Source organism: Kribbella sp. NPDC049584 (genome assembly GCF_040675555.1).
In the GTDB taxonomy this organism is placed as follows: Bacteria; Actinomycetota; Actinomycetes; order Propionibacteriales; family Kribbellaceae; genus Kribbella.
The window spans coordinates 592,021-613,094 of record NZ_JBFAPF010000003.1 but is presented as its reverse complement, the minus strand read 5'-3'; the positions used below and the strand labels follow the sequence as shown (position 1 = coordinate 613,094).

At 68.1% G+C, this 21,074-nt stretch carries 16 protein-coding genes; 8 read left to right on the top strand and 8 right to left on the bottom strand.

Translation table 11 applies throughout. From position 1 onward, the window contains the following. Window positions 1–10: 10 nt before the first annotated feature. Window positions 11–1,090 (bottom strand): lysylphosphatidylglycerol synthase domain-containing protein, encoded by a 1,080-nt coding sequence (locus AB0J62_RS14715; protein ID WP_363869532.1) that lies wholly within the window; start codon window positions 1,088–1,090, stop codon window positions 11–13. Between the two features lie 74 nt (window positions 1,091–1,164). Between AB0J62_RS14715 and AB0J62_RS14710 the strand changes: the two genes are divergently transcribed. From AB0J62_RS14710 to AB0J62_RS14700, 3 genes are all read left to right on the top strand, one after another. Further along, a complete protein-coding gene (locus AB0J62_RS14710; RefSeq protein WP_363869529.1) occupies window positions 1,165–1,380 on the top strand; it encodes a hypothetical protein in 216 nt (71 codons plus the stop codon). 4 nt (window positions 1,381–1,384) lie between these two features. Then, complete coding sequence (locus AB0J62_RS14705; protein ID WP_363869526.1) at window positions 1,385–2,062, top strand: GAP family protein; 678 nt, start codon at window positions 1,385–1,387, stop codon at window positions 2,060–2,062. An 84-nt stretch (window positions 2,063–2,146) separates the two neighbouring features. Further along, window positions 2,147–3,625, top strand: a complete 1,479-nt coding sequence (locus tag AB0J62_RS14700; protein WP_363869523.1) for a gluconate:H+ symporter — start codon at window positions 2,147–2,149, stop codon at window positions 3,623–3,625. Window positions 3,626–3,644: 19 nt separating this feature from the next. Here AB0J62_RS14700 and AB0J62_RS14695 read toward each other — a convergent pair whose 3' ends face one another. Continuing rightward, a complete protein-coding gene (locus AB0J62_RS14695) occupies window positions 3,645–5,240 on the bottom strand; it encodes a S53 family peptidase (RefSeq protein ID WP_363869520.1) in 1,596 nt (531 codons plus the stop codon). A 139-nt stretch (window positions 5,241–5,379) separates the two neighbouring features. Further along, window positions 5,380–6,384, bottom strand: coding sequence for a LacI family DNA-binding transcriptional regulator (locus AB0J62_RS14690; protein ID WP_363869517.1), 1,005 nt, complete (start codon window positions 6,382–6,384; stop codon window positions 5,380–5,382). A gap of 148 nt (window positions 6,385–6,532) precedes the next feature. Here AB0J62_RS14690 and AB0J62_RS14685 point away from each other — a divergent pair, with 148 nt between their 5' ends. Genes AB0J62_RS14685 through AB0J62_RS14665 form a run of 5 tightly spaced genes read left to right on the top strand, consistent with a single transcriptional unit; the run spans window position 6,533 to window position 13,718 of the window. Beyond that, window positions 6,533–7,882: a sugar ABC transporter substrate-binding protein gene (locus AB0J62_RS14685; protein ID WP_363869514.1), complete on the top strand. Its 1,350-nt coding sequence runs from the start codon at window positions 6,533–6,535 to the stop codon at window positions 7,880–7,882. Then, window positions 7,883–8,794: a sugar ABC transporter permease gene (locus AB0J62_RS14680; protein WP_363869511.1), complete on the top strand. Its 912-nt coding sequence runs from the start codon at window positions 7,883–7,885 to the stop codon at window positions 8,792–8,794. Further along, entirely contained in the window at window positions 8,791–9,633 is an 843-nt protein-coding gene (locus AB0J62_RS14675; RefSeq protein WP_363869508.1) for a carbohydrate ABC transporter permease, read from the top strand. Before AB0J62_RS14680 ends, AB0J62_RS14675 begins: the two co-directional genes overlap by 4 nt. Before the next feature lie 42 nt (window positions 9,634–9,675). After that, the gene (locus AB0J62_RS14670) at window positions 9,676–11,634 is read left to right on the top strand and encodes a sugar-binding domain-containing protein (protein ID WP_363869505.1); all 1,959 of its coding nucleotides are present in this window, start codon (window positions 9,676–9,678) and stop codon (window positions 11,632–11,634) included. Window positions 11,635–11,681: 47 nt separating this feature from the next. Next, window positions 11,682–13,718, top strand: a complete 2,037-nt coding sequence (locus tag AB0J62_RS14665; protein WP_363869502.1) for a ricin-type beta-trefoil lectin domain protein — start codon at window positions 11,682–11,684, stop codon at window positions 13,716–13,718. A 265-nt stretch (window positions 13,719–13,983) separates the two neighbouring features. Here the strand turns inward: AB0J62_RS14665 and AB0J62_RS14660 are convergent, their stop codons facing one another. The 5 genes from AB0J62_RS14660 to AB0J62_RS14640 form a co-directional block, all read right to left on the bottom strand. Further along, entirely contained in the window at window positions 13,984–15,786 is a 1,803-nt protein-coding gene (locus AB0J62_RS14660) for a bifunctional metallophosphatase/5'-nucleotidase (RefSeq protein ID WP_363869499.1), read from the bottom strand. A 128-nt stretch (window positions 15,787–15,914) separates the two neighbouring features. Beyond that, window positions 15,915–17,081 (bottom strand): ROK family protein, encoded by a 1,167-nt coding sequence (locus AB0J62_RS14655; RefSeq protein WP_363869495.1) that lies wholly within the window; start codon window positions 17,079–17,081, stop codon window positions 15,915–15,917. A gap of 64 nt (window positions 17,082–17,145) precedes the next feature. Then, on the bottom strand, window positions 17,146–18,450 hold the full coding sequence (locus AB0J62_RS14650; protein ID WP_363869492.1) for an epoxide hydrolase family protein: 1,305 nt from the start codon (window positions 18,448–18,450) through the stop codon (window positions 17,146–17,148). A gap of 75 nt (window positions 18,451–18,525) precedes the next feature. Next, window positions 18,526–20,124 (bottom strand): DHA2 family efflux MFS transporter permease subunit, encoded by a 1,599-nt coding sequence (locus AB0J62_RS14645; RefSeq protein WP_363869489.1) that lies wholly within the window; start codon window positions 20,122–20,124, stop codon window positions 18,526–18,528. Window positions 20,125–20,185: 61 nt separating this feature from the next. After that, complete coding sequence (locus AB0J62_RS14640; protein WP_363869486.1) at window positions 20,186–21,070, bottom strand: helix-turn-helix transcriptional regulator; 885 nt, start codon at window positions 21,068–21,070, stop codon at window positions 20,186–20,188. Between the last annotated feature and the right edge of the window lie 4 nt (window positions 21,071–21,074).

Genomic DNA, 21,074 nt, shown 5'->3' with positions numbered 1-21,074 from the left:
CCTGCCCGGGTCACCCGTTCCAGGTGAACCGCCGCCACACCGCGATGATCAGCAGCCCGACGACAACCGGCAGCAACTGGATGGCGACCCGCCACACGAGCAGTCCCGCGACCAGGTCGGTCGCGTCGACGGCAGTGTGGTCCGACACGAAGGCCGCGTAGGTCGCGTCCAGTACGCCCGCGCCCATCAGCGGCAGCCCGGTCAGGGGATAGAGCACCATGAAGCTGCAGAACATGACGATCACGGTGGGCCCGTCCAGCTTCACGCCCACGAACCCCTGGCACAGAACGAGCACACCCGCTTCGACGCCGATCAGCAGCAGCTGGCTGAGAAACGCCAGCCACCCGCGCTGCCGCATCCGGTCCGCGCTGTGCGACTGGAACGCCACGAGTCGCTCCTCCCACACATCCGGACCCGGGCTCGACGGCCGCACGCGCTGGATCAGCCGTCCGAGCAGACGCCCGATCGTTGCCGCCGTCCGCGCGGCCCGCAGCGCGTACAGCAGGCCGACGAGCAGAACGACGGCTGTCACGCCGAATATCAGTGCCGCCCAGGCGAACGGCGCGTAGAAGTCACGCGTCACCCAGAAGATCCCGAAGCCCATCACCGGTGCGGCGAGGCGGGCGATGTAGAACAGCGTCGTACCGAGCGTCAGGCCCGCTGCGGCCTCGGTGTTGTCGATACCCCAGGAGCGGAGCATCGCGAGTCGCAGTACGACGTCGCCGGGGGAGGGCGCGATCGTGGCGATGGAGGCTGCCGCGACATCGCTGATCATCGCTTTCAGGTAGCTGAGACCGGCGATGAGCAGCGCCAGCGGGGCGGCCAGGACCGCACGGCGGATCAGGATCACGACCAGCAGGACCGCGATCTGCCATGCACTCAGATGGGTGAGGGCGTAGCCGACCTCGGCCCAGTCGATGCCACGCAACAACCGCAGCAGAAGCCAGGCCACCACGGCGATGACGACGATCCGGGCCAGTTGCACCAGGAGTTTCGGGATCTTCCGCCGAGCAGCTCGAGGAGTTGGTACTGCCGGGGGAGCAGACTCGGCCACATCTCCCAGCCTGCTGACCGTGCGAACAACCACCATCCCCCGATCCGGGGGAGCCGAGTTGCCCACGACGGCAGCAAAGTCCTAAGTGACGGCCGTGAAAGGGGCGTCCTATGGGCCACTACGTCATCCGGGTGAAGGGGACTTTGTCGCGCGACCTGACCGACGCGTTCCCGTCGATGACCGCTGATACCGAGCCCCCGCAGACCGTCCTGCACGGGTACCTCGACGACCAGGCGGCCTTGGCCGGCATCCTGAACCACCTGGACATGCTCGGCATCAGCATCGTCGAAGTCCTGCAGGTCCCGCCGCCGGCGGACGGGCACTGAGAACGTGTGGCCCGTCATCGGGGCGGTCCTGCCGCAGGCGATGGCCATTGCGCTGAGTCCGATCCCGATGATCTGCATCGTGCTCGTGCTGCTGTCCGACCGGCCGGTTCGCGCCGGGCTGTGCTTCGCTGCCGGATGGGCCGGTGCACTGGTGATCGCGGTCGGGCTCGTCGCGTGGCTGACCGACACGGCCGCGGAAGGTCACGAGGAGTCCGCGCGCGACGGAGTCGACGTACTGCAGCTGGCGGTCGGCGTACTGTTCGGAATCCTGGCTGTCCGGTACTGGCGGAAGCGACCGGAGCCCGGGGCGTCTCCGCCGCGGCCGGCGATCGTCGACCGGATGGCGACTCTGTCCGCGCCGGGGCTCCTGCTCGCCGGGGCCGCGGCGGCGCTGGCGAACGTGAAGAACCTTCCGCTCGTACTGAGCGCGGGCAGCCTGCTGGGCGGCGCCGATCTCGGTACGTCGCAGTCGATCGTCGCGGTGGTGATCTTCGTGGTCGCGGCCTCGACAACGGTGATCGGACCGCTGCTGGCCGTCGTACTGGTCGGCCCGTCGCAGTCGGCGCGGAGCCTCAGGTCGGTGGAGGCTTGGCTGCTGGCGAACCTGAACACGATCACCGTCGTTCTGCTGGCCGTCCTGTCCACCGTCCTCCTCGGAAAAGGCCTAGACCTGTTCCGGTGAGGTGGGCGGCGCGCCGTTGGGGGGTTTCGGTGGGGACGCGGTGGGAGACTGCGGGAGGGGGTTGGTCTGGAGGAGCGTGAAGCTATGGGTCTGACAGATGCAGTCACCGCACTTCCCTTGGCGGCGAGCGCCGATGTGAACGCGCCGTGGAACGGGCACGACACCCGGGTGCTGATCGTCGCCGTGATCGGGATCGGCATCATCGTCGCGCTGATCGTGGGGCTGAAAGTCCATGCGTTCCTCGCGCTGACGATCGGGGCCCTGTTCGTCGGGCTGGCATCCGGCATCCCGGCCGGTGCCGTGACGAAGTCGTACGAGAACGGCGTCGGCAGCGTCCTCGGGTACGTCGGTGTGCTGATCGCGCTCGGCGCCATGGTCGGCAAGTTGCTGGCGGACTCCGGCGGCGCCGATCAGGTCGTGGACACCCTGCTGCGCGGCAAACGCTCGGTGCTCCCGTGGAAGATGGCGCTGATCGCCACGATCATCGGCATCCCGATGTTCTTCGAGATCGGACTGGTGCTGCTGGTTCCCGTGGTCGTGCTGGCGATCCGGCGGACGGGTGCGAAGGCGATGTTGCTCGCCATTCCGGCCCTCGCGGGCCTGTCGGTGCTGCACGGGTTCGTCCCGCCGCACCCGGGACCGCTGGCCGCGATCGGCGTACTGCACGGCAACGTGGGCATCACGCTGGCCCTGGGGCTGTTGGTGGCGATCCCGGCTGTTGTCATCGCCGGGCCGCTGTTCGGGCAGATTGCTGCTCGCTGGGTGCCGATCGGCGCGGCCGGTGCCGGGCTGGAGGTCACGGGCGGCGCGCAGGATGTGGAGCCGGGCGGGTCGGGTGCGTCGCCGACCGGTCCGGGCGGAGTCGAGGTTGCTACCGAGCAGGCTCAGCGGACGGGGACCCCGAGCTTCACCTGGACGATCGTGACCGTGCTGAGTCCCGTCGTACTGATGCTGCTCAAGGCCGCGTCGGACGTGTGGATGAGCAAGGACAACGCGCTCTATCCGGTGCTGCAGTTCATCGGTGACCCGGTGGTCGCGCTGCTGTTCGCGGTACTGCTGGCGATGTACACCTTCGGTACGGCGATCGGCTTCGGTATCCCGGTCCTGAGCAAGAAGATCGGCATCAGCCTGATGCCGATCGCCGGGGTGATGTTGATCGTCGGCGCCGGCGGTGGGTTCAAGCAGGTCCTGGTGGACGGCGGCGCGGGGACGGCGATCGCGAAGATCGCGATCGCCGCGAACCTGTCCGCGCTCCTGCTCGGCTGGATCGTCGCCGTACTGATCCGGCTGGCCACCGGTTCCGCAACGGTCGCCACCGTGACCGCCGCCGGCATCGTCGCACCCCTGGCCGTCGGCGAGAACTCGACGCACATCGCTCTCGTCGTGCTCGCCATCGGCGCCGGCTCGCTGTTCTTCTCGCACGTCAACGACGCCGGCTTCTGGCTGGTCAAGGAGTACTTCGGTATGACCGTTGGCGAGACCATCAAAACCTGGTCGGTGATGGAGACGCTGATCTCGGTGGTCGGCCTGGCCATGACGTTGCTGCTGTCAACCTTCCTCTAGCGTTCGATCAGCGAGGTGGCTAGGCGGTCAGGGCCTTGATCAGTTCGGCGACATCGGGGACTCCGATGCCGGTGACCTGGTCGTAGCCGGCGGCCGCCGTGAACGCTCCGTTCGTGCCGGCGGTGATGTCGCGGAAGCACGGGCCGCCGGCCAGCGGGTAGAGCTGTGGATTCAGGAAGCCGAGCGGCTCCTGGCCGGCTTTGATCCGGGCTTCGTTGATCAGGGCACAGAAGCCCGCCCACACCGGGGCGCTCCAGCTCGTGCCGCCGACGCCGTGCGGCAGCTGCAGGCCGTTCAGAACCAGGAACGCCCCCGTGCCGGGATCGGCCACGAGACTCACGTCCGGCACCAGCCGCATCTTTCCCTTGGGTACGCCGGGACCGGTCTGCCAGGCCGGCCGACGGAAGAAGATGCTCGTCCCGCCGCCGCTTCCGGGCCACCCGGTCTCGGCGGACGCCGTGCCCTGGTCCGTCAGGTGCAGCGACGTGCCGCCGACCCCGACCACCGCGGTGTCCGACGACTCGAACTCCGCCTGCAACGGACCGTGCGAACCGTGCCCGGTCAGATCCGGGTTCGAACCCGCGTCGCCGCTCGACACGAACACGTTGACCCCGGCTGCCGCGAGCCGCAGGAACTTCGCGTGCTGGGTCGCGACCTCGCCCTGCGGGCCGCCCATGAACGTCTCGCCGAGACCGAGGCTGATCGATAGTTGCCGAAGGCCCGGATTGCTCGGGAGATCGGCGATGATCCGGTCGAGCGCGCGGTCCAGCGCGACGAACGAGAGCGATCCGCTCGCGTACACGCGGATCTTGGCGCCCGGTGCGATCCCGCTCGACCAGGCGACGTCGAGCGTCTCCTCGCCCGAGGTCGCCGGCAGCGCCCCGCCGCCGACATTGATCTTCTTCACCCGGCTCGTCCTGGTGCTCAGCCCGTTGACCTTCCAGAACGTCGTGATGTCGGACGTCTTCGGCGCCGTGTCGATGAGGATCGCGATCGTCTGCCCCGTACCGTCCACCTCGAGGCCGCTCGCGCCGTACGCGCTGAGGATCTCGGAGACGAGGTACGGCGGCGAGTTCGGCACGTTGACCGCCTGTGCGGCCGGGACCGCCGGCCCCGGAACCGCGCGGAAATGCTTGTTGGCGCGCCGGAACGGCTGCAGGCCGATGATCGCCCGGACGCCGTCACCGACGGTCGACGGCAGGCTGGGCGCGTTGCGGGCAGCGGTGAACGTGATGCCGTCCTTGGTCACCTGGACCATGTCGACCTGCAACTGCTTGGACAGATTGTCGACGGTCGACGTGGTGTAGATGCTGGTCCCGTCGTCGGACACGTGGTCGATCGCGAACCCGTGTGCGTCCAGCCACTGCTCCAGCTTGGCGCGTTGCTTGTCCGACGGCTTCAGCGCGCCGAGCTGATCGGCCGGTACGACGTCCCCGCGCGCGACCGCGTCCTCCAGACTCTGCTGGTCCGCCTCCGGCAGCGCGAGCGAGAACATGACGTCCATCGTCTCGCTCGCGTTCCGCGCTGTCGCGGCCTGGACGACCAGCCCGTTCGCCGCGAGTCCGTCATCGGGTGGCAGCGGTACGACGCTGTCTTCGAACAACTTCCTGGCCATGATTCCCCCTTGTGGCAATGCTTTCGATCCCCCTGGTGCTCACGCATCAGCCACGTTCGACGTTCCTCCTCAGCCCGGGGAAGGTCAATGCTCGGCCGTCAGGCTTTCGCCGGATCCCGATCCAGGAGACGGCGGCGAACTAGCGGGTGCTCTCGCGGATCACGAGGTCGTAGTCCGCGGCGATTTCCGTCGGGGGAGACTCGTCGCCGGCCAGGCGGTTCAGGAGCAGTTGTACGGCGTGCTTGGCGATCTGGGCCTTGTCCGGGCGGATCGTGGTGAGGCTGGGAGTGCTGTAGCGCCCGTCCTCGATATCGTCGAAGCCGATCAGGGCGATGTCCTCGGGAACGCGGAGTCCGCGGCTGAGGCAGGTCCGCAGGGCGCCGAGCGCGAGCAGGTCGTTGTAGCAGAAGACCGCGTCGGGCGGCTCGGGCAGCGCGAGCAGCTCGGCCATCGCGGCAGCGCCGTCGGCCCGGTGGAAGAACTCCGTCGGACGGATCAGCTCGGGCACCAGCTCCATCCCCGCAGTACGAAGAGCCGCCGTGTACCCCTGGGTCCGGAGCTGACCGGTCTGGCGGGTCTCGTCGAACTGGTCGCCGATCGCGGCGATGCGCTGCCGGCCGAGGTCGATCAGATGCCGGGTCGCGAGCTCGGCGGCGGCGACGTTGTCGATCATGATGTGGTCGAGGCCGCCCTGTACTACGCGCTCACCGAGCAGGACCACCGGTGTCGAGGACGGCCGGTCGCGCAGGTCGGCACCGCCCAACGCCAGCGGGTTGAAGATCAGCCCGTCGAACATCGCGGCCCGGTTGCCGCGCATCACCAGCTCCTGCTCGCGCACCGGATCGCCGTCGGTCTGGTCCACGACGACCGTGTACCCGGCGGTGGCCGCCTGCTCGATCACGGCGCGGGTCAGCTCGGCGAAGTACGGCACGTCGAGCTCCGGCAGGACCAGCGCGATCAGGCCCGACCGTCCGCGCCGCAGCGTCCGGGCGACGGCGTTGGGCTGGTAGCCGAGGTCGTCGAGCGCCTGCTGCACCCGGGCGCGCGTGTCCGGCGCGACCTGGGGGAAGTCGTTGACGACGTTCGACACCGTCCGGACCGAGACGCCGGCCCTCTCGGCTACCTCGCGCAGTGTGGCGGGCACTGTGCACCTCGTTCCCTGGTCGGCTCGACGGCTTGGTCGCCTCGACGGCTCGGTCGATGAAGTCTTGACACTTGCAACGTTGCAAGCTTAGCGTTCCGAACACCACTTGCAACGTTGCAAGCTCGACAAAGTCATGAGGAAAACGACCATGACCCAGCTTCCTTTCTCACGCCGTACCCTGCTCCGCGGAGCGGGTGCCGCGCTGGCTGCCGGCGGTTTGAGTGCGTGCGCTCCCGGCAGCACGACCGGCGGCAGCGCGCTGCCGAGCAGCAGTGCGTCCACTCCGCCGTCCGGTGAGCTCACCATCTGGGATCGCACCGGTGACCTGTACAAGGTGTTCGACAAGGCGATCGCGTCCTTCACCGCGAAGTACCCGCAGGTGAAGGTGAACCACGTCGCCGTCGACATCAACGCCAAGCTGCCGGCCACGTTGATCAGCGGTGCCGGCGTACCCGACGGCGCGTTCTACGACGATGCCCTGCTGACCGGCGTCGCGCCGCATCTGCACGATCTCAGCCAGCTGATCGAGCCGTACAAGTCCGACATCGCGCCGTACAAGCTCGGCGTGGTGACCGTCGACGGCAAGGTCGTCGCGGTGCCGTGGGATCTCGACCCGGGGCTGCTGTTCTACCGCGAGGACATCATCACCCAGGCGGGCGTCGATCCGGCGAGGCTCACGACGTACGACGCTCTGCTCGGGGCGGCGCGGACGGTCAAGGAGAAGTTTCCGCAGGCCAGGCCGATCCACCTCGAGAACGACCAGTTCCTCGCCCAGCTGTGGATCGACATGTTCGCCAACCAGCAGGGCGGCGCGATGGTCGATGCCCAGGGCAAGCTCTCGATCGACTCCGATCCTTATCGCAAGACCCTGACCTGGCTGGACACGGTGCGGTCCCAGGGGCTGGGCACGCTGGCGAAGTACACGCAGCCGACCGACCTGCAGACGCAGGACAACGGGACGCAGGTGTTCGTGCCCTGGGCGCAGTGGTTCGTGTTCGCCCCGCAGCAGTTGCTGAAGGCAAGCAAGGGGAAGTGGCGGGCGACCGCTTTGCCGGCCTGGCAGGCTGGTGGTCCGCGGGCCGGGGTGATGGGCGGGTCGTCGTTCGTCATCCCCGCGAAGGCGAAGAACCCTGAGCTGGCCTGGCGGCTGTACGAGCATCTGGTCTTCAGCAAGGAGGGGTACACGACGGTCTACGGAACGAACGACGTGTACCCGGGCGGGTTGAACACGTCGATCCCGTCGTACCTGCCGGCGCTCGACCCGAACACGCCTCTGTTCAAGCCGATCGAGGCACTCGGTGGGCAGGACCTGTGGAAGGTCGCGGTCGAGGCCGGCAAGCAGGTGCCCGGCGGCTACACGATCCCGACCTGGTGGGGGAAGGCCGTGGACTACTTCGGCGTCAACGTGCAGAAGATGCTCGCCGGACAGATGAGCCCGGACGAGGTGCTGAAGACGTCGGCGACCCAGATCCAGAAGAACCTGATGGGGCCCAGCTGAATGGCGACGCTCACCGAAGCTGCCACGACCCGGCGATCGGCGGTTCGGGTACGCCGGCGCCGGGTCCAGGCCGCGCCGTACCTGTTCATCGCGCCGTTCATCCTGATCTTCGCCGCGTTCAGCGCGTACCCGATCTTCTTCGCGCTCCAGCTGAGCTTCACCAACTGGCACGGCGCCGGTGCGCTGAAGGTGATCGGGTTCGCGAACTACCGGTACCTGTTGACCAGCCCGGATTTCTGGCAGTCGATGGCGACCTCGGGTGTGCTCTGGCTGCTCGTCGTACCGGCGCAGATCCTGCTTGCGCTGACGATCGCGGTCGCGTTGCGCAAGGCCCGGTTCCGCGGGTTGTTCAGCGCCGCGCTGATCGCGCCGTTCGTCACGCCGCTGGTGGCGATGGCGCAGGTCTGGATCATCTTGTTCGACAAGGACTTCGGCGCGGTCAACCACGGACTGTCGACCCTCGGATTGCCCGCAATCGGCTGGTTGACAACCTCTGCCTGGGCAAAGGTGACAGTCGCGCTCCTGGTGCTGTGGCGGACGACCGGGTACGCCGTGATCCTGTTGATGGCCGGATTGTCAGCGATCCCGCAAGACGTCTACGAGGCCGCGCGGATCGACGGCGCGGGGGCGTGGCAGCAGTTCTGGTCGATCACCGTCCCGCTGGTGACGCGGACGTTGAGCTTCGTGGTGGTGATCGGCACGCTGACCGTTTTCCAGCTGTTCGCCGAGCCGTACGTCGTGACCGGCGGCGGGCCGTTCAACGCGACCCGAACGGCCGGCCTGTATCTGTACAAGCACATCACGAACTCCGACCTCGGACTCGGGGCGGCGAACTCGATGCTGCTCGTGCTGATGGTGCTGGCGTTGTCCGTCGCATCGATCCGGCTGCTGCGTTCGAGGGAGGACTCATGAAGCTCGGCGCTGTCGGTCGCTACGGACTGTTGATCGTTGCCGGGGTCATCAGTCTGGCGCCGTTGCTGTGGATGATGCTGTCGTCCCTGAAACCGGGCGGCGAGATCATCTCCAGTCCGTTCAGCTTCGATCCGGGCCGGCTGACGCTGAGCAACTTCCGGTCGATGCTCGACACGATCCCGATCGGCACCGGCTTCCGGAACACCGCGATCGTGGTCGTGATCAAGGGCGCGCTGACGATGATCTTCTGCCCGATGGCCGGGTTCGCGTTCGCGAAGTACGCCTTCCCGGGCAAGCGAATCCTGTTCGCGACGGTGCTGACCACGCTGATGCTGCCGACACTCGTGCTGCTGATCCCGTTGCTGCTGGAGATGAGTCAGCTCGGTTGGGTCAGCACGTTCCAGGCGCTCATCCTGCCGGGCGCGGTCGACGCGTTCGGGGTGTTCTGGATGCGGCAGGTGATCATGGCGATCCCGGACGAGCTGCTCGACGCCGCGCGGGTGGACGGCGCCGGTGAGCTGCGGATCTTCGCGAGCATCGTGATGCCGGTGATCCGGCCGGGCCTGGCGGCACTCGGCGTACTGACCTTCATCAACATCTACAACGACTTCGTCTGGCCCGTCGTGGCGGTGAACGACGAGCAGCACCAGACCCTGCAGGTGATGCTCTCGGCGCTGGCGCAGAACATCCGTTCGGGTCAGCTCGGCGCGGACTGGACCAGCGTGTGGGGGCAATTGCTCGCGGCAAGCACTGTCGCCGCGATCCCGGTACTCGTCGTGTTCGTCGTACTGCAACGTCATCTGATCAAAGGCGTCATGGCCGGCAGCTTGAAAGGCTGACAAACACACCCCTCGCTTCGCTCGGGGGTGATTGGGAGAACTGTGAACACACCTCGACCTGAATATCCTCGTCCGCACTTCGACCGCTCGGACCGTTGGCTGAACCTCAACGGCGAGTGGGAGTTCGCCCGGACGCCCGACGCCTTCACCGAGATGATCGTGGTGCCGTTCCCGTGGGAGCACCCGGACTCCGGCGTGGTCGCGCACTGGTTGCCGACGGCCTGGTACCGGCGGCGGATCGAGCGACCCGCGGACTGGGCGGGGGAGCGGACGATCCTGCACTTCGGCGCGGTCCATCACCGCGCGACCGTGTGGGTGAACGGTGCCCTCGCGGTCGAGCACGTCGGTGGGTATCTGCCGTTCGAGGCCGACATCACCGAGTTGCTGAACGACGGCGTGGGCGAGCTCGTCGTCCGCGTGGATGCGCCGACCGACAAGCGTTTCATCCCACACGGCAAGCAGCGAAGCATGCCGCGCGACGACTACGACGGCTGCGCGTTCACACCGTCGAGCGGGATCTGGCAGAGCGTGTGGCTGGAGCCGCGGCCGGCGTCGTACATCTCGCGGCTCGACCTGCGGCCGACGCCGGCCCTGGACGGGATCGAGATCACGATGACCGGTCCGTGCCCGGTCCGGATCGAGATCCCGGGCGTGGGGGTTCATGAGTACGACGAGTGGCCCGGCACGGTCACCGTGCCGATCGCCGAGCCGCTGCTGTGGAGTCCTGACGATCCGCAGCTGTACGACGTGGTGGTGACGGCCGGGGACGACACGGTGCGCGGCTATACGGGGCTGCGCAAGGTGGAGTGGCACGGCAACTACCTGTTGGTGAACGGCGCACCGACGTACGTTCGTGGTGTTCTGGATCAGGGGTTCTGGCCGTCGGCTGGTCACGCGGCGCCGAGTGACGAGGCGTTGCGGCGGGATCTCGAGCTGGCGCGGGCGGCAGGGTTCAACCTGGTCCGCAAGCACATCAAGCTGGAGGATCCGCGGTGGCTGTACTGGGCGGATCGGCTCGGGATGCTGGTGTGGGCCGAGCCGCCGTCGACGGGACGGTTCTCGCCCGAGGCCGTTGCCGCCTTCGAGGAGGTGGCGGCCGGGATGGTCGCGCGCGACGGGAACCATCCGAGCATCGTGATCTGGGGCGGCTACAACGAGGAGTGGGGGCTCGACTGGGATGTCCCGGGCGACCCGGCGAAGCAGGACGCCGTACGCCGGGTGTACCGGATCATCCGGGATGCGGATCCGCGCCGCCCGATTGTTGACAATTCGGGGTGGGCGCACGTGGAGACGGATCTGGTCGACTGGCACTACTACGACGAGAACGTCGCGTCGTGGGCGGGTGTTGTCGATCGCCTGGTCAACACTCCGGACGGGAGTTTCCCGGTGCGACTCGGCCCGGACTTCGTGGTGGACAAAGCGATCGCGGCACCCGGGTTCGACGCTGCGGACAAGATCCAGTTGAACGGCGAGTACGGCGCGGGTTCGACGAGCGTCGAACGCGGCTGGCACCTCCGCTGGCAGACCCAGGAGCTGCGTCGCCATCCTCGCAACGCCGGCTACATCTACACCGAGCTCTACGACATCGAACACGAAACCGTGGGCATCTACACCTACGACCGCCGCACCAAGGACCTGGGCGGGGTCGTCCCTTCGGACGTCCACGCGGAGACCGTGCTGATCGTCGACATCATCCCAGCAGGCCCCGGCCGCGACCTCGTCGTCCCTGCTCACGCATCGGGCGAGCCGGCTTCGGATCAGCCCGACCGCGCCCTCGTCGTACCTGTCCGCGTATCCCACCACGGGAGCGACCCTCTCCTCGGCACCCTGCACTGGTCGCTGGGCGTTGCGTCGGGATCGGTGCGTGTCGACGCCAAGCCGTTCACCGTCACCGACCCGCTCGACGTCGTGGTGCCAACGTCGACCGGTCGCTTGCAGCTGTGGGCGACCGATGCAGCCGGGGCTGTCGTTGCCCGGACCTGGGTCGACATCACCGACTGAGCCAACGAACAGACCTTCGCTCGACCCGCCCTTGTCAGAGGAGGATCATGTCCATCGGTATCCGCTTGCTTGCCGCGGCCGGCCTGCTGGCCACCGCCCTCGTCGCGAACCCGGCGACACCGGCGATCGCCGCGCCACCGGGAAACGTGCTCTACAGTCCCAACCTCGCCACCTACCCGAACGCCGACGCCAGCTACCCGCGGGCGATCCGGCTCGACCACGACACCAACTCCGGCCGCACCATTCTCGCGACATTTGCCCGACGCAACGAATCCGGACCGGGCAACTTCCCGATCTTCCGCAGTACCGACGGTGGTGCGACCTTCGGGACCACCCCGATCAGCACGATCACCTCGCACACCGCCGGCTGGGACCTCGGCGCGCCGGTGATCTACGAAGTACCGCGCACCGCGAACGGCCTCAACCAGGGTGACCTCCTCGCCGCCGGGACAGCCTGGGACGAGGGCAACTTCACCGTCCAGAAGATCGAGGTCTTCAAGAGCACCGACCACGGCGCGACCTGGCAATACCTGTCGAACTGCACCCAGACCAGCGGCCTCCCGAACACCATCGGCGCCGGTATCTGGGAGCCGTGGTTCCTGCTCACGTCGAACAACACCCTCGCCTGCTTCATCTCCGACGAACGCCCGGCCGGGTCGCCGACGAACAACCAGATCATCGGCCACTACACCTCGACCGACGGCGGAGCGACCTGGAGCGCGAGCATCACCCCCGACGTCGCGTTCCCCGCCGACAACCTGGCCCGGCCGGGGATGTCGATCATCACCGCCTTGCCCAACGGCCAGTTCATGATGTCGTACGAACTCTGCCGCGACGCCACCAACGCGGACCACGCCTGCGAGGTCTACCTCAAGACCAGCCCGGACGGCCTCAACTGGTCGCCGACGAACAGTCCCGGCACGCTCGCCCAGACAAGCGACGGGCGTCACCTCCTGCATACGCCGTACGTCGCCTGGGTGCCCGGCGGCGGCCCGAACGGGACGCTCCTGCTGTCCGGCCAGCGCGTCGTCACCGGACCTACCGGTAGCAAGACAGTGATGGTCGAGTCCGGATCGGTGCTCTTGGCAAACACTTCGCTCGGCACCGGTAGTTGGACCGAGCTCGAGGCACCCGTCAACGTCAACCCCACCGGCAGCTACGGCACAGGCTCACCGTCCTGCCCCGCCTACAGCTCACCGATCGTCCCGTCGGCCAACGGCACGTCGTTCCTCTATCTGGCCGCGACCTGGCTCGGCACCGGGAACCAATGCCAGGTCCGCTTCGGTACGGGCGTCGTCGGTGGACCGACCGGTGCGATCACCGGCCCCGCCGCGGCCGGCAAGTGTCTCGACGTCGACCACAACACCGCGGTCAACGGCAACGCGGTGCAGCTGTGGACCTGTGGCGGCGTACCGGGCCAGCAGTGGACGATGATGGCCAACGGCACGATCCGCTCGTTCGGCAAGTGCCTGGACATCGTCGGCAACGGTACGGCGAACCTGACCAAGGTCCAGCTCTGGGACTGCGGAACCGCCGGCGGACAGCAGTGGCGACCTCAAGCCAACGGCTCGTTGCTCAACCCGCAATCCGGCCGCTGCCTCGACAGCCCGGGCGGCGCCACGGCGGACGGCACCGATCTCCAGATCTACGACTGCAACGGCCTCGACCCGCAGAAGTGGAACGTCCCCGGCTATCCGACCGGCCCGATCACCGGACCCGCGGCCGCCGGCAAGTGTGTTGACGTCGACACCAACACACCGACCAGCGGCAACGCAGTACAGCTGTGGACATGTAACGGAGTACCCGGTCAGCAATGGACGATGTCGACCGACGGTCGAATCCGCGCCTTCGGCAAGTGCCTGGACATCGTTGGCAACGGTACGGCGAACCTGACCAAGGTCCAGCTCTGGGACTGCGGAACCGCTGGGGGCCAGATCTGGCAACCCCAGCCCAACGGCGCTCTCCTGAACCCCCAATCCGGGCGGTGCCTCGACAGCCCGGGCGGCGCCACGGCGGACGGCACCGATCTCCAGATCTACGACTGCAACGGCCTCGACCCGCAGAAATGGAACGTTCCCGTCTGAGCAATGCTCACAAGATCTGGGCGCGGGGCGAGCCTGACGGCCTGTGGACGGCTTGAAGGCTCGCCTGGCGGCTCGGGCGTGGACTCGGACCGATGGGGGCACCTGCACGTCTCGGGGATGAGGGTCGCGCGGTCTGCACAATCGGTCTGTCAGCCCGGTTTGTGGGGTATACCGCCAGGCGAACACTTCCACCCTAGAACCGGACGGACCGGCAAGTACCGATTTCCTCCGACTTGACCGCTAACCGGACAAGACCACTCCGGAATCAGCCCACCGGACGGGCTCGATCGAGCGTGGACGGGGTCAGGACCGGGTGTGCGCGGAGGTAGGCGATGAAGCCCTCGTGGTCGCGGTCGTTGCGGTACGGGTCGGTGAAGCCGGCGAAGACCTGGGTGCCGTCGCCGCCGATCAGCGTGTAGGCGAGCGCGGCGACGCGGTAGGTGCGGGTCAGATCGAGGGGCTTGCCATCGATGCGGACGGCACCGGGATCGACGCGCTGACCGATCGGCTTCGTCGTGTCGTAGGTGTAGCTCACGTTGTGCGACACGGCGAACGGCGCGAACTTCTCGGTCCCGTTGGCCTGCGCCACCCACTGCGCTTCGAACGCGGCGTGGAGTTGCGTGCCGGGCAGGGTCACGGTCAGCACGGGATTGCCGTAGCCGAACGCGTTCCACGCCTCGCCGAACAGAACGGTGCCGTCGGCATCGGCCGGATTGGTGCCCTTGGCAAACAGGAGGTCGCCGGTCAGGGCGTTCGACCCCGACACCGGCTTCACCGAGATCATCGCCAGGTCGGCGCGTCCGTCGCGGTGCTGGTTCGCGTCCCAGTACGCGAAATCGGCGGCCAGGTTGCCCATCGTCGATTCGCCCGACGCGTTCGGCGTACGCGTGAAGTCTGCGGTGACGGTGGCCAGCGGCGTGGCGTAGCGCTTCGCGCCCTTGGCGGTCCAGTAGTCGGCGATGTACCGCAGCTCCTCGTCGACCGGTACGTCGCGCGTGTTGGCGTGGTTGGTGGACGTGGTGAGCTCACGGATCACGTGACCCGTCCGGGGGTCGAGCTTGAGGTTGATCTCGTTGATCAGGGACCCATGGTTGCCGGCCTCGACGACCGGACGCGGTACGCCGTTCGGGTCCGGGACCATCATGTTGAACCGGCAGTGCCAGTGCCCGGTGACGATCGCGGCGATATCCGGCGAGGCCTGCGCGGCCAGCTGGAAGACCGGTCCGGAGGGGTTGGTCCCGGCGTTGTAGTCGTTACCGGCCACACCGCCGTCGTGGATGTTGATGACGATCGCGTTGATACCGCGCTTCTTGAGCTGCGCGGCCAGCTTGTTGGCCTGCTCGACGTCGGACAGCGACCGCAGCTCGGGCTGGTACGACGTGGAGCCGGTCGGCGTGTCCATCACGGTGAGGTGGATGAACGCGATCGGCAGCTTCCGCCCGCGTCCCGCGTCCACCCACTCGATGTTGTACGGCGGGACGATGGTCCGGCCCGTGTCGGCGTGCACGATGTTGGCCGTGTAGAAGCGGAAGTTCGCGCCGCGGAACCGGTGACCGGTCGAGTCGACGAAGTTGTCGTCGCGCCCGTTCACCGGATACGGCGCACCGTGCTCCATGTGGTCGACGAGAAAGCCCACCGACTGGTCCAGCTCGTGGTTGCCGACCGTGCTGAACTGCAGCCCGAGTGCGTTGAGCGCCTCGACGGTCGGCTCGTTCGCGTGCGCGTCGATCTCGAACGGCCAGCCGGAGAAGTTGTCTCCTGAGGAGAAGAAGAGCGAATTCGGTCGTCCCTCCCGAAGCCGCTTGAGGTGTGTCGCCATGTAGCCGACACCGCCGACGGTCACCTGGACCCCGCCCGCGCCGGTGATCACGCTGCCCTGACTCGGCGTGGTGGGCTGCAGATAGCCGTGCAGGTCGGTGATGTTGAGCAGCTGTACGTCGACGTACCCCGCGGCTGCGGCGTCGTCGAGGGCGTCCGGGCTGGCGTACGCGAGGTCGCCGACCGCTGCGGCGGTGGCGACAGCTCCGGTGGTGGTGAGGAACGTCCGGCGGCGGATCCGTCTGTTCACTGCGAACCTACTTCCTGGGGCTTCCTGGGGGAGAGCGCGCATTCGTGCGCATTATTGCCTCTTTCCGACATTAATAGCCTCGCCGCGGGCAGGCGTCAACGCCTGACTGAACAATCGGCGAACGCGAGTCAGCGTGTGGGGGAGTCGAGACTGGTGGCTGCCAGCGTCGGCAGCGGGCCGCGCGAGCGGGCGAGCAGGTGCTCGTCGACGGCTTCGAGAGCGAGCGACGCGGCGCCGAGCGCGACGCACAGTGCGCCCAACGAAGACGCCCGCAGTTCCGGCACGCGCGGGCACAGCCGATCCAGCTCGGCGGCGAGCGGCTCCATCAAGACGTCGGCCGACTGCGAGAACGCGCCGCCCAGCACCAGCAGCCGCGGATCGACGATCGAGATGGCCGTCGCCGCCGCGACCGCCATCGCCCGCGCATACTTCCGTACGGCGTTCACCGCGGACCGATCGCCGCCGCGGGCAGCCGCGAACGCCCGCTCGGCCTTGTCCATCTCGGGAACCTCGGCCGGTACGACCGCATGCAGGTGCTCGAGCGCCGCCTCCCACGCGACTCCGCGCAGCGCCGACATATCCGCCGCCGCGCCGTACGCACCCCGTCGCAACTTCCCGTCGAGCACCAGCGCCAACCCGGTGCGTCGGCCCGCGTGCAGGAACACCATGTCCGTGCCGCCGCGGGCGCCGCGGCGTTGTTCGGCGAGCGCGGCGAGCTGGCTGTCGTTGTCCACGACAACGAGTCGTGCCGACCGGCCGAAGTACTCCGCGAGGTCGGTGCCGGCCCAGTCGGGGATCGCGTTCGCCCGTACGACGGTGCCGGCGGCGTCGACCAGCCCGGTGGTGCCGACGCCGACGGCCCACACGTCCGCACCGGCCTCACGCGCGCACGCGGCGACCACCTCGTCGGCCGCCGCGAGTCGTTCGAGGCGCGGCGTCTCCGGAGTCACGGATTGCCGTCGGCTCGCGAGCATCTGCCCGTCCAGGTCGGTGAGAACCCCGCGGACCGAGAACGCTCCGATGTCGAGCCCGACGACGTACCCGGCCTCGGCGCGGAACCGGTAGCTCCGCGCGGGCCGGCCGCGGCCCCGGATCGCCGGGCTCTCCTCGACGAGCCAGCGCCGGGTGACGAGGCTCGCGAGGACCTCTTCGACCGCCGTACGTCCGAGCCCGCTCTGCTCGACGATCTGTGCGACCCGCACCTCGCCGGCGGAGCGCACGGCCGCCAGTACGGCCCGCTCGTTGAGCTGCCGCAACCGGGACTGATCCCCGGCATCCGGCATCGTCGACCCCATGATCGCGCCAGCTTAGTCTCACGAGCGCTTCAGACCGGGATACGGCTGGAAGGTTCCGTCGGGGCTACCTGAGCGATCGGAACGCTGCGCGGACCTCCTCGGTGAACAGCTGGGGCTCTTCCCAGGCGGCGAAGTGGCCGCCGCGGGCCGGCTTGTTGTAGTAGGCAAGGGTCGGGTAGGCGAGCTCGACCCAGCTGCGCGGCGCTTGGAAGATCTCACCCGGGAACGAGCTGAACGCTACGGGCACGCCGACCGGTGGCGGGGTCTGTCCGCCGCGGGCCATGGCGCCCTCCCAGTAGGCGCGTGCGGCCGAGACGCCCGTGCCCGTGAGCCAGTACAGCGTGACGTTGTCGAGGATGTGGTCGCGGGTGAGATTGCCGGAGACCAGGCCGCCGCGGAACGCGCGGGAGATCTTGTAGTAGCTGTCGGTGTCGTGGTCGAGCATCCAGGACGCCAGCGCGACCGGCGAATCGAGCAGCGCGTAGCCGATGGTCTGCGGACGGCTGGACTGCTCGACGATGTAGCCGTTCCCGGTCCGGCCGAACTCGCCGAGCGCCTCGGACGCGGCGATCTCCTCCGGAGTGGTCGCCGGGAACTTGGCGCCGCCGAGGGCCGGGACGAGCAGGTTCAGGTGGATGCCGAGCAGACCGGCCGGTGCGAGCCGGCCCAGGTTGTCCGTGACGGCGGCGCCGACGTCGCCACCCTGGGCGACGTACTTCTGGTAGCCGAGGCGGCGCATGAGCTCGTCCCAGGCGCGCGCGGTCCGGCCGGTGTCCCAGCCGGTCTCGGTCGGCTGGGCGGAGAAGCCGAAACCGGGGACCGAGGGGAGAACCAGGTGGAACGCGTCCGCGGCGCTGCCGCCGTGAGCGGTCGGGTCGGTGAGCGGGCCGATCGTCTCGAGCAACTCGACGATCGAGCCGGGCCAGCCGTGGGTCATGATCAGCGGCATCGCGTCCGCGTGCCGGGAGCGAACGTGGATGAAGTGGATGTCCACGCCGTCGATCTCGGTGGTGTACTGCGGCAGCTTGTCGAGCTTGGCCTCGAACCTGCGCCAGTCGTACCGGGTGTTCCAGTACTTCGCCAGCGCCTGACTGGTGGCAAGCTGCACACCCTGCGAGCGATCCGCGACGAGCTCCGCGGAGGGCCAGCGGGTCGCGGCGACCCGGCGGCGCAACTCGTTGAGCTGGTCGCGCGAGGCGGTGAAGTGGAACGGCCGGATCGCGGTGGAACCGGACGGTGACGACACAGCCGCCGGAGCTGCCACGGCCTGGTCGCCCAGCGCGGAGACGGCCGGTACGGCGAGCCCTGCTGCGATCCCGCCGTACAGCACTGTGCGCCGGCTGGGCCTGGGGGACGCTGACGTAGACATGATCTTCCCTTTCACGAGTTGGAGTACTCGTGAAAGCCTGCTCTGGCTACGACGGCGTCGCCCCAGTAGAAGTGCCTAGTCGATGACTGCCGGTGGGGCCTTCTCGTCGGCCAGGTTCACGACTTCACGCTTCCGCGGGAGCATCAACGCCGGCACCAAGGTGATGACCACCAGCACCCAGGCCACCCAGTAGGTGTGGGCGAACGAGGCCGCGGCATCGGTCAGGCCGCGCACGATCACGGCCGGGTCGAGGTGCAGCGGAGCGATGCTCGCGGGGCGCGTGTTGGACAGGATCGCCGCCTGCGTCTCGCGGAGTCCCTCCCCGAGCCCGGGAATGTTCTGGGTGCCGGGGATGATCGGCGAGTTGTTGAGCTGGTTGGTCAGGATGACCGACATCGTCGCGACGCCGCACGAGGAGGCGATCTGCTGGGTGATGTTGAGCAGTGTCGAGCCGCGTGCGACCTGGGTGCCGCGCAGGGTCCGCAGTGCGGTGGTGAACAGCGGCATCATCGTGCCGCCCATGCCCAGCCCCATCACGAAAAGCATCGCGATCAGGATCCCGTACGGCGTGGTCGCGGTGATCTGGGTCAGGCCGAACATGCCGATCACGATCAACCCGATCCCGAACGGCACGATCCGGCCGACCGGGACCTTGTCCACCAGGCGGCCGGCGATCGGCATCGTCACCATCGCACCGATGCCTTGCGGCGCGACCAGCAGGCCGGCGTGCAGCGTGGACTCGCCACGGATCTGCTGGAAGTACGTCGGGACCAGCAGCAGTCCGCCGAAGAACGCGGCGCCGAACAGGAACATCGTGATGATCGAGACGGTCAGGTTGCGGTCGCGGAACAGCCGGAGGTCGAGCAGCGGGTGCGCCGGCCGGAACGAGTGCCAGACGAAGGCTGCCATCAGCAGCACGCCGATCAGCACCGAGACCCACACCCGGGGCGCAGTGAAGTCACCGCCCTCGGCCGGCAGCGACGAGATACCGAAGAGGAACAGCGCGAGCCCTGGCGACATCAGCAGCACACCGACGAAGTCGAACGACTCCGACGGCTCCGCGTGGTCCTTGGCCAGCGCGAACCACGCGTAGATCAGCGCGATCACGCCGAGCGGGACGTTGATCAGGAAGATCCAGTGCCAGCTCGCCACCTGGATCAGCCAGCCGCCCAGGATCGGGCCGAGGATCGGGCCGAGCAGCATCGGCACACCGAGGATCGCCATCAGCCGGCCCATCCGGCGCGGACCGGCGGCCTGGGTCATGATCGTCATCCCGAGCGGCATCAGCATGCCGCCACCGAGACCCTGCAGGACGCGGAAACCGATCAGCATGTCGATGCTCGAGGCGGTCGCGCACAGCGCGGACCCGGCGGTGAACAGGAAGATCGCGGCCATGTACAGCCGCTTGGTGCCGAACCGGTTGGCGGCCCATCCCGTCAGCGGGATCACGGTCGCCAGCGCGAGCGTGTACCCCGTGACCGTCCAGGCGACCGTGGAGTACGCGACCGGGCTCCCGGGCGTCCCGAACTCGTCCTGGAACGTCGGGAGCGCGACGTTGACCACGGTGATGTCGAGGATGGACATGATGGCCCCGAGCACCACGACACCGGCGATCTTCAGAACGGCGGCATCGATCTGATCGGGGTATTCGGCTTGCGTATCGGGCTGACTCACGAGACCCCCCTTGGGTACGAGCACGTCATTCCAGAGCCTACGCGCGCGCACCCCCCGAAAGTCAGCCAGTTTCGCCGGCGTGCCTCCCTGTCGTCACCCAACTCCCGAGCAGAGCCAGCGCGTCCGCGGACGGGGAAGCGGGCTCGGGGGAGTAGGCCGTGATCGTGAGACCGGCGTCGGCGGACAGCTCCATGGCTTCGAAATCGACCGTGACCATGCCGACCACCGGGTGGCAGAAGGACTTCGTGCCGGTGCGATGCAGGCGGACGTTCTGGTCGGCCCAGCGGGTCCGGAACTCCTCGCTGCGGGTGCTCAGCTCGCCGATCAGGTCGGTCAGATCCTTGTTGTACGGGTCGCGTCCGGCTTCGGTGCGCAGGATCGCGACGTTGGTGTTCGCGGACAGATTCCAGTCCGGGTGGAAGTCGTGCGCTCTCGGGTCGAGGAACCCGAACCGCGCGTGGTTCGGCGCCTGCCCGGGAGCGGTGACCGGGCTGTCGAACAGCGGCGCGAAGAGGGCCCGCCCCAGTGCGTTGGCGGCCAGGACATCGAGGCGTCCGTTGCGGACGAGCGTGGGTGTCGTCGCCATGCTGTCGATAATGCGCTGCACGGCCGGCCTGACCCGGCGGGCGGGTTCGCGGCGCGTAGTGCGATGGCCGGCGTTCGCAGTACGCGCCAGGTCGAAGAGGTAGGTACGTTCGGCCTCGTCGAGCTGGAGGGCGTCCGAGATGGCGTGCAGGATGGTCTCGGAGACGCCGGAGATGTTGCCCTTCTCGATCCGGGCGTGGTAGTCGACGCTGAGCCCGGCGAGCGTCGCGACTTCTTCCCGGCGTAGCCCTGGCACGCGCCGGTTGCCGCCGTAGTACTGCAGACCGGCCTGCTGCGGTGTGACCTTCCCGCGCCGGCTGACGAGGAAGTCGCGCACCTGCTTCCGGTTCTCCGTGCTCACGTTT